Here is a 12,745-nt window from a genome sequence, read left to right as displayed (position 1 = left end):
TGAGGAATCAGACTGATAAAAAGCATTTAACTACTTGCGGGACATATTAGTAGAGCAAGGATTCCTCGCCCTACTAACAGTCTTAAAGCAGAGTAATTGTAGTGTTTGTCGGAGTGCCCAGACTCGTATTTGGGCCAAAGCTTAAATTCACCGGCCCACCAGTCAAACCAGGACGATTGTAAATTGCCAGACTAACGCTAGTTTCACCCGGATTAAAGTTAACCGTGCCTCCCGAAGAAGTCACAGGAAATGAACTTAAAAGGTTGTAGTCTTGGCCCAACACAGGTGGAGCACCACCAGCAGGAGCAATCAAATAGTCCACCGAAGCCACAACCGAAGTATTGCCAGTCCGATTAATCGTAACACCTCCAAAACCACCATCAAGAATAGAATCAGGAGACGAACCGTAAAAGAAGAAAGTCGGAGCCACAAAATCAGGATCAATAATGCTCAAAACTGCCTGTGACGGACTAGCCAAACTGCCACCAGTCAAGAACAAATTCACCGTTTCAGGAGGCTCCCCGATAGGGCCACCAAAAAAATTGTCAGGAAAAGTTGGAACCCCAACTTGTACGCTAGTTTGTCCGGCTGCAAAAATGATCCCTTGAGTCACACTGAAGTAATCCGGAAAACCAGTAGAGCCAGTAGAGTCAGCAGTACTGTCACTCGTGCTGAAGATAATCACACTCTGTTGCGAAAGGTCGCCACTGCGATTGATGGTAATCAGCGCATTTTCGCCCTCCGTGGCGCTGTAAGTATCCGCACTGAAGAAATAGCTGGTTGGCGGCACCACATCATTAATCGTCAAAAGTGACGTATTACTGCCGACATTGCCACCCAAGAGCACCAAATTCACCGTTTCCGGCGATGATTCCAAACTCAAATCACTCAAAGCCGTCACAGTGAAACTAGCGGTAGTTTGCCCCGCAGCAAAATCCAACACCCCCGTCGCCGTCCCAGTGTAATCCGCTGGTGAACTTGCCGAACCGTCAAGAGTAGCGTAGTTAATCGATGCCGCCGCCGTGCCACCGGTGCGAGTAACGTTAATCGTAGCCGCGCCGCCTTCAGCCACCGTGTAATTTGGTTGGGCGAACTCGAAGAGACTTGGAGACGTAGGCGCCGGAGGTGGGGGCACATCATTAATCGTCAAAATTGACGTATTACTGACATTGCCACCGAAGAGCACCAAATTCACCGTTTCCGGCGATTCCAAACTCAAATCACTCAAAGCCGTCACAGTGAAACTAGCGGTAGTTTGCCCCGCAGCAAAATCCAACACCCCCGTCGCCGTCCCAGTGTAATCCGCTGGTGAACTTGCCGAACCGTCAAGAGTAGCGTAGTTAATCGATGCCGCCGCCGTGCCACCGGTGCGAGTAACGTTAATCGTAGCCACGCCGCCTTCAGCCACAGTGTAATTTGGTTGGGCGAACTCGAAGAGACTTGGAGAGGTAGGCGCCGGAGGTGGGGGCACATCATTAATCGTCAAAATTGAGGGATTACTGACATTGCCACCGAAGAGCACCAAATTCACCGTTTCTGGCGATGATTCCAAACTCAAATCACTCAAAGCCGTCACGGTGAAACTAGCGGTTGTTTGCCCCGCAGCAAAATCCAACACCCCCGCCGACGTTCCAGTGTAATCCGGTGCACTGCCTGCTGAACTTGCCGAACCGTCAAGAGTAGCGTAGTTAATCGATGTCGCCGCCGTGCCACCGGTGCGAGTAACGTTAATCGTCGCCACGCCACCTTCAGCCACCGTGTAATTTGGTTGGGCGAACTCGAAGAGACTTGGAGATGTCGGCGTCGGCGCCGGAGTTGTCCCCGGCGTCGGCGGCACATCATTAATCGTCAAAATTGAGGGATTACTGACATTGCCACCGAAGAGCACCAAATTCACCGTTTCCGGCGATGATTCCAAACTCAAATCACTCAAAGCCGTCACGGTGAAACTAGCGGTAGTTTGCCCCGCAGCAAAATCCAACACCCCCGCCGTCGTCCCAGTGTAATCCGGTGCACTGCCTGCTGAACTTGCCGAACCGTCAACTGTAGCGTAGTTAATCGATGTCGCCGCCGTGCCACCGGTGCGAGTAACGTTAATCGTAGCCACCCCGCCTTCAGCCACCGTGTAATTTGGTTGGGCGAACTGGAAGATACTTGGAGATGTCGGCGTCGGCGTTGGCGTCGGAGTTGGCGGCACATCATTAATCGTCAAAATAGACGTATTACTGCCGACATTGCCACCGAAGAGCACCAAATTCACCGTTTCCGGCGATGATTCCAATGTCAAATCACTCAAAGCCGTCACGGTGAAACTAGCTGTTGTTTGCCCCGCAGCAAAATTCAACGCCCCCGCCGCCCGAGTGTAATCCGCTGCAGTGCCTGCTGAACTTGCCGAACCGTCAACTGTAGCGTAGTTAATCGATGCAGCCGCCGTGCCACCGGTGCGAGTAACGTTAATCGTCGCCACGTTGCCTTCAGCCACCGTGTAATTTGGTTGGGCGAACTGGAAGATACTTGGAGATGTCGGCGTCGGCGTCGGCGTCGGCGTCGGCGTCACATCAAGGCCTTGATATTGAATACTCCGCACTAGGTAGTCGGAACTATCGCTTTTGACGGAGGTGGTAGTGGCGTAGGCAGCGGTGGGGCTATCGTAGTCTTTGGCGGAGAACCGTAATTCGTCAAAAGCAACGCTAGTGGAATTTGCTTGTATCTGGAATGTGAAATTGCCATCGGTACGATCGCCAATGAAAGTCACTCCATCTGAAGACACAGAGAGAGGTTTTGGAGTGGCAGGAGCGTTGACGCGAGTGATCGTAAAATTGCTGGCCGATACCGGCGCCCCATTATTAAAGAGTTGCAGCAAACCAACTTCATTACCTTGATCGTCCACTGTAGTAGAACTTGATTTGGGAAGTAATCCACTCAGGCCGATCGTGGCGCTAGTAATGTCTTTGTTATCTGCCCATTTCACCTTCAGCACCTGAGATTTATTGGTGTTGGGGTCATAGTTGATTTCCGCCCGAAGTTTATTGACATCGGTGAACCAACCAGGATAATCAGATGCGACACCAATACCACCGGGACCGCCGTAGCTCAACCAGCTTTTAGGGTTTTCGTTCGTTGCTAAGGTGAGGTTGCTGATGACAGTAGGGTTAGTGTAGTTCGTTTCCACGCCATCAAAAGCTATCCCAGACAGTTGGATGCCTTGATTCTGGGCGGCAGTAGGCCATTGTGTAATTAGGTCACTGATGCTGCTGTAATTAGTGTTTTGACCCAAAGAACCATTGAATGAAGTAGCCATAGCTTCTCCTTTGATGATGAGTAATTAATGATTAGAAGTGACTGAAAACCAGAGGTTGGGCTTTCTTTATCGTTATCGGTCACTGCAAGAAAAATTTCGTCATAAGTAGGTGCAGGTAAATCCAATAAAAATGCTTACCCTGCCCAAATGCTTGCCCAATAAGCAGTTCAAGGCTTGATTGCCCCTGATTAAATGTTAAGTGTAATTACTTCCCTACTTAATATAGATGCTTATTCTGGCGCTGCTGAATCAAAGCTTGTAGGGGTAATTCTAAGTGCTTAGCCCGTCAGCGGTGTGGCAACCACGGGGGGATTTGCCCTACAAATTGCATACCCTATTCAGCAACGCCGGTTCACAATATCTTTACAATCTAGATATCGTGGGTTGACTTTCCCCTCTCTCTATCATGGCTTAGAACCCCTGTCTCTGTAAGTCGGAAAAGTCGGATCCTAAAGTCGGAAAAGTCGGATCTTTGCCATGAGTACATAATTTAGGATGTTGCTGAATACAGGTATGAATTCAAGATTGCCAAATGACTATAAGCCCGCTTGAGGGTGAGTTGTGTAACATCAAGCGAAAAGTTGATTTATACCTGTATTCAGGAACGCGATTATTCCTTACTTTCATCATCAATAAGTTTTATCCGGAAAAATTGCGATCTTTTTTTCTGCCCCATAAAAAGCGGGTTTTCCATATCTGTAGAGGAGAGCTTAAATCCCACATTCGCCGCCCCCCAAGAGGCAGCTTTCACTGCTTCAGCGGACAAAAGTGAATCAGCAGAGACAATTATTAGTAAAAATACTTAGAATTTTATATGCCTAAGCATAACTCAGTTGGGAATTTCTGAAAATTGGGGTTCGGGCGTAAGTTAAATCTGATTCCATTAAACGGAACTTACCCCGTGTGCGGGGTTAAGTTCCCTCTGAAACCATTGCCAGGTGAGACTTGCCCGGAGCGTCCAAGTCTTTTATATGACTACAATCTCTTACAACCCTTATGTGGCGGGGTTTTTGCTTAAATTCATCAGAGAACAATACTCTCGCCCTAAATATTAAGAAAATCTTAAATACATGACTGCGGTTTGTCGGCAGTCAAGTCGCTAAAACCGAGACGGGACAAAGAATACAGCCCCCAGAACTACCCCCGCAGGGGGTAAGTTCCGATTAAAAATGCGATCGTAAAAAACCAAGTTTATTGGTGATCCGTAATGTGATTGACGATCGCTAAAAGATGTCGGCGTTGCTGATTTACGGTACGAAACGCTAAATATGCCCGTCGTCAGAGAAACCAGTATCCACAAAGCTTTTGGATTTTAAAATTATTTTTTTCATACCCTGATTAAGCAACGCCAAGAAGTCAAATGGGTTCTATACTACTGCCAGAGTGACCAAACAGGGTGAATCTGACTAAAGCAGGAATTATACACTTACCCTCCTCTGATTTGTCAGCGGCAGCTCTACAATAAACTCACTTCCTTCGCCAACCTGACTGACGCAACGGATCTTGCCACCGTGAGCTTGGACAATTACCTGATAGCACACTGAAAGTCCCAAACCAGTGCCTTTACCCACAGGTTTAGTAGTAAAAAATGGGTCAAAAATCTTGTCTTGAATTTCTGCAGGAATGCCACTTCCCGTGTCGCGGACAGAGATTGTTACCCAGTCCGGCTCGCTTTGCCAACTGCGGATGGTTAATTCCCCCGGTTTGCTCGTTAACTGAAGGGCATCTAAAGCATTGTCAATCAAATTATAAAATACTTGGTTAATTTGACTGGCATGACATTGGACGGGCGGCAAACTGCCGTATTGCTTGTCTATTTTGATATGGGTTTTTAGCTTATTTTGCAGCATCAAGAAACTGCTTTCTAAACCTTCATTTAAATCTACGGGTTTTAATTCAGCGTGGTCTAAACGAGAAAAATTTCGCAGCGTCATCACGATCGAGCGAATCCTCCCGCTTCCTTCCCGCATAGAATTGAGCAGTTTACCAAAGTCTTCTCGAATGTAATCGAGTTCTAGTTCTTCATTGATTCTGACAATTGCTGCCGCTGCTTCCGGGCAGGCATTTCCGGCCTGTTCTAGAGCTTCGTTCAACGCTTTAAAATATTCTTGAGCGTGAAACAAGTTAGCGTGGATGAAATTGTTGGCGTTGTTAATTTCATGAGCAATTCCCGCTACCATTTGCCCCAAACCTGACATTTTTTCGCTTTGAATCAATTGCTGCTGTGTCGATCGCAATTCTTCTAACGCAGCCTGCAACTGCTGGGTTTGAGCTTGAGATTTTACCGCAGCATCTTGGACTTGGCTGTAAAGTTCTGCTTGCTGAATGGCGATCGCCATTTGGTTGGCTATTTGGGATAGCAACTCCATCTCTTGCCGCTGCCAATTGCGGGTATCCCCGCACTCGTGAGCAATCAGCAAACCCCACAGCCTACCGGGAAATTTAGGATTATAGCTTCCGGCTGTGTCGGAGGTATTTTCTTCAGTTCTGGATGTAACAATTGGCACAATCAGATTAGCTTTTACCTGCAAACTATCTAAGAAATCGACATGACAAGGCTCTAAACCAGCATTAAAAATATCATTAATTGCTTTGACTCGCCCTTGCTGGTAAAGATCGGCGTAATCTCCCCGGAAACACTTATCAGCCCCCATATCTCCTAAAATTGAAGGCCAAGGAACAGTCATGTTTTCAACAACAACTTTTCCTTGCCAGTTGTCTTGAAACTGATAGATAATTACTCGATCGCACTGCAACAGTTGGCGGACTTCCCTCACCGCTGTTTCCAGGATAGTTCCCAGATCCAGGGTACTGCGAATTTGGTTGCCAATCAGCCGTAGCAGCGATTCTCGTTCGGCTTGGCGCCTGGTTTTGCTATAGAGTTTGGCTTGATTGATCGCGATCGCCAATTGCGATCCTACCCCTTCTAAAAGCTGCCTTTCCCAATCAGTCCATTCCCGTTCGCGATCGCACTGATGCAAGCCAATTATGCCATTCACTTCACCTTGATAGCGAGTAGCTACTGCCAGCATTGACTTAATCTCCAAAGCTTCGGCAATGTTTCGGGTTTGTGGGTTCAATCCCGGAAAATCGAGAAACTTCGTCAATGCTAGGGACTCTTGCTGAGACACGACGGCAGCCAAATGCGGGTTGTCACTCATCGGTACTTTCATTCCCAGTTGAATCGGATAGTCCCCCGCGTTGTACTCTCCGCGCGTAACTAAAGTTTTTTCTGTATTTGATTCTTTGACTAAAATGCTCACGCGGCTGCACTGTAATGCTTGCCCGAGCAATCTGCAGGCCGATGTCAAAATTTCTTCTATGTCAAGTGTACTGCGAATTTCGTTATTAATTTGGTTCAGCAAGTTTGATAACTGAACTTGCTGCTGCATCTGCACAATTATGGCTTTTTGTTGGTCTACTTCCGGCAGCGAAAGACTTTCTTGCTGCATCCAGTTTTCAGATTCAGGCAACCGCGAAGTTACTCTGTGCCAGGGGTTTTCGTGTTCTTGTATTTGTAAAGACATATTTACTCAGCAGTTGTACAGTATTTTGATTGAGTCTGGTTTTATAAACCTGTGCTTACCCCGCCAACAGCCCCATCGCAGCTACCAGGACTTTTGGAATATCTTAAGACATTATAAAGGATGCTGCCTGAGCAAAGCAATTATTTGCTTTACAAATATTTATATTTAGCAACTCTGCCCTCTGCAGCCGACAATACTATTTGGCGCGTGGCATGGAACTTGGTCAATCGATGTTAGATTTGAGATTTTAGATTAAAGAATTGAAGCATTGACCCCACGGATAAATTCGGGACCGCCTTTATCGGATGCAGGTTTTTTATTTCACCGGTCCTGAGTCTGCTTTCGGAATGAATCACGTGGCGGGTATCCTGGATGCTTTAGCTCAGATGTCAAATAGAGTTAACCGCCCGTTTAAGCGAATAAAATTCATCTAAAATCTATCTTTAGTTCAATGTTTGCGCCGGCTAGCTCAACATGGAAAATTCAATTCCCGACAATTTTCGTTCGCCAGCAAGCACCGACAACATTACTTCTGGATGGATAGGTAAAGCCCAGATTAAAATAGCTTTGGCGATCGGCAACTCCCGACTGCACTGGGGATTATTTGCGGGCAAAACTCTGAAGAAAACATGGGATACAGAGCATCTCAATGCTGATACTGTTTCCTCGCTCTCGGAGCAGGAAAAGGCAGAATATTTGGTGCAAACAGTAAGGAGGTCTATCGAGGAAATATCTGCTCAAAATCTCCTTTGTCTTCCTGCTACTCCCGCTTTTTCTAATCCTCACACACTTTCTTTCGTGCAACTGCCTCTAATTTTGGCTTCAGTAGTTACCCAGCAAACAGCAATTTGGCAGAGTTATCCTGATATCCGAATTATTACTTTAGACCAGTTGCCGATCGGGGGACTCTATCCTACCCTGGGAATTGACAGAGCTTTGGCTTTACTGGGCGCTGGCAACCAATTTGGTTGGCCAGTTTTACTTATAGATGCTGGTACAGCTTTAACATTTACTGGGGCTGATGTCAATAGGTATTTAGTTGGGGGCGCAATTTTACCAGGTTTGGGTTTGCAGTTATCGTCGTTAGGTAAAAAAACTGCTGCATTACCTTTAATTAGCCTACCACAAAATCTGCCGCACCGCTGGGCGACAGACACTGCTGGAGCAATTCAAAGCGGAGTTGTGTATGCGACGGTGGCAGGAGTTAGGGATTTTATTGAAGATTGGCGATGTTTGTTTCCTGATAGCAAAATTGCGGTCACGGGGGGCGATCGCACTATGCTTTTAAAATACCTCACCGCAGCCTTTCCTGATACAGCCTCCGGCTTAATTGACGCACCAGAGGCTATTTTTTGGGGAATTAGCCTGTTAACTGTTGACTGTTGACTGTTGACTGTTGTCATTTGATCAATGACCAATGACCAATGACCAATGACCAATGACCAATGACCAATGACCAATTCACCTAGCAAACTCGCGAATATACTTAGCGACAACATCCGGGGCTTCCTGCGGCAAATTGCTTTCCCCCGGACTGACCAATTGCAGTTCGGCATTAGGAGCCAGAGCAGCATAGGATTGACACAGAGACGAAGCTGCAGGAGTATCTTCAGAACCGTGCAACAGCAAAACAGGCGCTTTCAGCAAAGGCAAATTCTCCTCGACTAATTCCGCTGTAATTTCCGCCCGCCGCCGCCCGAACAGCAACTGCACGGCAACAGGGGACTGCATCAACTGCTGTCTGAACTTTAGCAATCCGTCAATCTTTTTTTGGCTACCCAGCAACTTAGCAATTGGATAGATCGATCGCAGCAACCACAAAGCCAGCGGAGGTTTGCCCATTAGCCAGCTAGCCGTCTGCCACCGCCCCCGCCGGTTGCCAACCTTGACACCTTCTGGGGCCAACAACACCAAACCCTGAACTCGATCGGGATATTTGATAGCGTAGCTGGTGGCCACCCAGCCGCCCAGAGAGTGAGCGATTAAATAAACCTGTCGCAACTTCAAAGTATCGATGTATTGGGCGAGACATTCTACTTCCAAGTCGATCGAATAATGCAGATTCCGGCGTTCCGAGTCGCCAAACCCCAGCAAATCCGGTGCGAAGCAGTGGTAGAAGGGGCTCAAATGTTCGATCGTCCTCAGCCACTGACTGCTGTCGTGCCAAGAACCGTGCAAAAATACTAAATTCGGGCCTTGACCGACTTCGTGCCAAAAGATTTGCCCTACAGAGAGTTTGACCCGAGAATTTCGTAGCGGTGAGTACATCCGGTTAAATATTTAGTAATAAAAAGATGATTAATTTAATGTTCAGAGTTTGTGAATAAAAGTAGGAAAACAGTGAAAATTAATTCCACATTCATAACAGACAATTTTTGAGGGCGAGGTAATTTCCGACTTTTCTCAAATTTGGATACCCCGCCGATTTACGCCAAAGTTGTCAGGCCTTGAAAATAGTCCTGTAAGTGTTGGTCGTTATCGTGGCTGAGTGCGCCCTCCGGCAGCGATGCGGGCAAAAAAGCCTCAACCTCGCTGACTTCAAGCGTATCCTGAACTTGCATCTTTCCCTCGACCTCTGCTGCCACCACGATACAAATCGAGTGCAGGCGAGGGTCTCGATCTGCAGCGGAATAAACACCCACCAAGCGACGGATTTTGACTAAATCGAGTCCTGTTTCCTCCGCTAATTCCCGCCGCACAGTTGTGGGAATATCCTCTCCCCAATCCACCATACCTCCCGGCAGTGCCCAGCGACCGTTGTCGCGGCGGCGAATTAACACAATTCGCCCGTCAGGCAATACGGGAATCACCGCAGTACCAGTGACGGGATGTCGAAAAATCAGTCCCAGCACAGTTTGTACAATTTGCCACAATCGACGCATAAACTCAAAAGCTTGTTTAGGAGAAAGTAAATTCAGACCTCCTAGCTCGCAGCTCCGGGGTCTTAATTTTTAATTTTTCATTCAGGCCAGAGGTCTGGCAAGTCTGCTAATATCTCCGCTGCGTGAGATTCTGGTTTGACTTTGCGGTAAACCTTTTCAATCCTACCATCAGGGTCGATCGCGAAGGTTGATCGAGTAATTCCCATAAACTCTTTTCCCATAAACTTTTTGAGTCCGTAACAGCCGTAGGCGGTAGCGACTTCGGCGTTTAAGTCGCAAAGCAAGGGAAAAGGCAGTTGATATTTAGCTGCAAACTTGGCGTGGGCCGCGGCCCCGTCTGTACTGACGCCGAGGACTGCTATATTGCGCGACTGGTAATTTAAGTAAATGTCGCGAAAGCCGCAAGCTTCTTTAGTACAGCCTGGGGTATTGTCCCTAGGGTAAAAATAAACTACAACTCGCCGCCCTCGAAAATCTGCAAGATTGAAAACATTGCCTTGCGCGTCGGGCAGGCTGAAGACAGGAGCTACGTCACCGGGATTGATAGTCATTTGTCGTATTTTGTCAAGAGTTTATACAAATCTTCTGCAAGATTGACAACATTGCGTCCCGATCGCACCCAGATTCCCAGTGACTTGAATCCCGGTGTTCTTTTTTCTGGGTCTTGTACCGGGTGTGCTATGATCGTCATCGGTCTAAAATTGAGTATAACTAGCCCACGTAAAAACTTAACTGGATTAGTTGAGTGCGTAGTCACACCTAACGGTGTTGCGGTTTAGCTAGGCAGACAGGAATCCCCACACTATACCGATCAAAGGTTAGTGTGGGATAAAAGGCGCGTCAAACTCCTGATTCCACCCGTTCATAATCTCAAAAGCATAGCTTTGAGCCGTGGAGAGGTGGACAACGAGACGAACCAATTCCTTTTTATAATATCAGTGGGGCTGGACGTGTTCCTCACTTTAAAACGCCGTAGAGGGAAACGATGGGAGTACCTTGAAGGAAGTTCTCGATCTCCTTAACAGGACTCAGAAGCCTAAACCATATCGCTTGCGATTGTTGTGGCAGCGTCACGAAAGCTAAATTTGAAGAAAACCTAGCTACAGAAAGAGAACCGATCGAGTACGGTAGGACATACCGGAATTTACGCTTGGGGAGAAGACACCTATATTTTGGCTGGAGAAATCCTGTTACAAGCAAGTGACTTCGCTGAACCAAGAATCTCAGTCACCAAGAGTGCACAGAGTGTCAAACTTAAGAATCCCTGGGCGTGAAAGCCCGGGGACTGTCAATGTTTATTAGTGAGGTCAGAATGGCTAAGCGCCGCAATCTCAAGAAAGAGAAGGCACAACGAAATCAAGCATACGCTCGCAAGTTTCGTAAGCGGAGAAATCAAGATATGTTCTCCAACAAGAGAAGACGATTTGACGGCGGTAACGGCGGTGGCATGGGCGCCATGAGCGGTGGCGGCAGAGACAAAGACATGGCTGCTGCTGAAGATTAATTGAGTCAGGCTATCTGCCGAACTTAGAACCAGAGTGGAAAACACGCTCGTTCTAAGGAGAGATAGCCAGCCGGAATTTGTCCAATAATTCAACGATGTTTAGGCGAGATGTTTAGGCGATTCGATCGCGCGCAGCGATAAGTGATTTTCTCACTTGTTCAAACCCGGTACCCCCGTAACTATTGCGAGCTGCCACCACTTGCTGAGGTGCGATCGCGCTGTAAATGTCTGTCTCAAAGGCTGGGTGCAAGTCTTTCCACTCCTCAAGTGTCAAATCTTTGAGGAGTTTGCCCCCCGAAAGGCAAGTTTTGACGACTTTGCCAACAAGGTTGTAAGCTTCCCGGAAGGGAACGCCTTTGGCGGCCAAGTAGTCGGCTACGTCTGTAGCGTTAGAAAAGTCTTCCGTAACTGCTGCGGCGAGGCGATCGCCATTAAACTCGATGCCTTCGCGCAACAAAATGGTCATTGCTTCCAAGCAACCCTTTACCGTTCTTACGGTATCAAACAAAGCCTCTTTATCTTCTTGCAAATCTTTGTTGTAGGCCAAAGGAAGTCCCTTCACTACTACCAACAAAGCTTGTAAGTTACCGAACACCCGCCCCGCTTTGCCCCGCACCAACTCCGGCACGTCGGGATTTTTTTTCTGGGGCATGATGCTAGAACCAGTAGCGCAGCTATCTTTGAGCGTAATAAATCCAAATTCGTGAGAAGACCACAAAATCATTTCTTCTGACAAGCGGCTCAGGTGTACCAGAATCAAGCTGGCGGCAGCGAGAAATTCGATCGCAAAATCTCGATCGCTCACTCCATCTAAGCTATTAGCATAAACCTTGTCAAAATGCAAGAGTTCGGCAGTATAATGTCGGTCGATCGGGAAAGTCGTCCCCGCCAGCGCGCCACAACCCAAAGGCGAAATATTCACCCGCTTGCAGATATCGCCGAGACGTTCCCAATCGCGATCGGTCATTTCAAAATAAGCTAACAGGTAATGAGCCAAACTGATCGGCTGAGCGCGCTGCAAATGAGTGTAACCGGGAATTAAAGTTTCCACGTTACGATCGGCAAGATCGAGCAAAACCCCTTGAAATTCCCGCAATTGCTCCCGAATTTCGGCGATGCGATCGCGCAAATACAAGCGAGTATCAGTGCCGGCTTGATCGTTGCGCGATCGGGCAGTGTGCAACTTTTTCCCAGCATCCCCCACGATATCCGTCAGCCGCTTCTCTACAGCGAAGTGAACGTCTTCTGCATCAACTCCCGGAACAAAAAGTCCTTGGCGGTATTCGCGGCGAATCTGTTCCAAACCATTGACTAACTGTTCGCCTTCTGCTGCGGAAATAATCCCCGTTTTGGCCAGCATTTTAGCGTGAGCGACAGAACCAGTCAAGTCATACTCAATCAATTCAATATCGAAGCCAATACTAGCATTGAATCGGGCGATCGCCGGGTGCAGCGCCGATTCAAATCTTTGACTCCAAGTTTTTTGTTGTGTTGTCATTGCTCAAGCTAAAACTAGATTATATCTCTCTTG

10 protein-coding genes are annotated in these 12,745 nt (G+C 47.6%); 2 read left to right on the top strand and 8 right to left on the bottom strand.

The window, feature by feature from the left end; translation table 11 throughout:
- Window positions 1-82: 82 nt before the first annotated feature.
- The 3 genes from QUB24_RS04045 to QUB24_RS04035 all read right to left on the bottom strand — a co-directional run bounded on the left by QUB24_RS04045 (window position 83) and on the right by QUB24_RS04035 (window position 6,828).
- A complete protein-coding gene (locus QUB24_RS04045; protein ID WP_333150882.1) occupies window positions 83-3,301 on the bottom strand; it encodes a Calx-beta domain-containing protein in 3,219 nt (1,072 codons plus the stop codon).
- A gap of 610 nt (window positions 3,302-3,911) precedes the next feature.
- Window positions 3,912-4,052 carry a hypothetical protein gene (locus tag QUB24_RS04040; RefSeq protein WP_333150880.1) on the bottom strand — a complete coding sequence of 47 codons (141 nt, stop codon included), beginning with the start codon at window positions 4,050-4,052 and terminating at the stop codon, window positions 3,912-3,914.
- A gap of 667 nt (window positions 4,053-4,719) precedes the next feature.
- A complete protein-coding gene (locus QUB24_RS04035) occupies window positions 4,720-6,828 on the bottom strand; it encodes a GAF domain-containing protein (protein ID WP_333150878.1) in 2,109 nt (702 codons plus the stop codon).
- Window positions 6,829-7,302: 474 nt separating this feature from the next.
- Here QUB24_RS04035 and QUB24_RS04030 point away from each other — a divergent pair, with 474 nt between their 5' ends.
- Window positions 7,303-8,214 (top strand): pantothenate kinase, encoded by a 912-nt coding sequence (locus QUB24_RS04030; protein ID WP_333150876.1) that lies wholly within the window; start codon window positions 7,303-7,305, stop codon window positions 8,212-8,214.
- Between the two features lie 75 nt (window positions 8,215-8,289).
- Here QUB24_RS04030 and QUB24_RS04025 read toward each other — a convergent pair whose 3' ends face one another.
- The 4 genes from QUB24_RS04025 to QUB24_RS04010 form a co-directional block, all read right to left on the bottom strand.
- A complete protein-coding gene (locus QUB24_RS04025) occupies window positions 8,290-9,096 on the bottom strand; it encodes an alpha/beta hydrolase (protein ID WP_333150874.1) in 807 nt (268 codons plus the stop codon).
- A 158-nt stretch (window positions 9,097-9,254) separates the two neighbouring features.
- On the bottom strand, window positions 9,255-9,710 hold the full coding sequence (locus QUB24_RS04020; protein ID WP_333082715.1) for an NUDIX hydrolase: 456 nt from the start codon (window positions 9,708-9,710) through the stop codon (window positions 9,255-9,257).
- Between the two features lie 77 nt (window positions 9,711-9,787).
- Window positions 9,788-10,261, bottom strand: a complete 474-nt coding sequence (bcp, locus tag QUB24_RS04015) for a thioredoxin-dependent thiol peroxidase (protein WP_333150871.1) — start codon at window positions 10,259-10,261, stop codon at window positions 9,788-9,790.
- The gene (locus QUB24_RS04010) at window positions 10,258-10,401 is read right to left on the bottom strand and encodes a hypothetical protein (RefSeq protein ID WP_333150870.1); all 144 of its coding nucleotides are present in this window, start codon (window positions 10,399-10,401) and stop codon (window positions 10,258-10,260) included. The genes bcp and QUB24_RS04010 overlap by 4 nt, the downstream gene beginning before the upstream one ends.
- Before the next feature lie 621 nt (window positions 10,402-11,022).
- Between QUB24_RS04010 and QUB24_RS04005 the strand changes: the two genes are divergently transcribed.
- The gene (locus tag QUB24_RS04005) at window positions 11,023-11,214 is read left to right on the top strand and encodes a hypothetical protein (protein ID WP_190738786.1); all 192 of its coding nucleotides are present in this window, start codon (window positions 11,023-11,025) and stop codon (window positions 11,212-11,214) included.
- 112 nt (window positions 11,215-11,326) lie between these two features.
- On the opposite strand, the gene argH is transcribed toward QUB24_RS04005, so the two are convergent.
- A complete protein-coding gene (gene argH, locus QUB24_RS04000; protein WP_333150868.1) occupies window positions 11,327-12,712 on the bottom strand; it encodes an argininosuccinate lyase in 1,386 nt (461 codons plus the stop codon).
- Window positions 12,713-12,745 lie beyond the last annotated feature (33 nt).

The organism is Microcoleus sp. B9-D4, from assembly GCF_036705105.1.
In the GTDB taxonomy this organism is placed as follows: domain Bacteria; phylum Cyanobacteriota; class Cyanobacteriia; order Cyanobacteriales; family Microcoleaceae; genus Microcoleus.
This window is presented reverse-complemented; position numbering and strand designations above follow the sequence as displayed.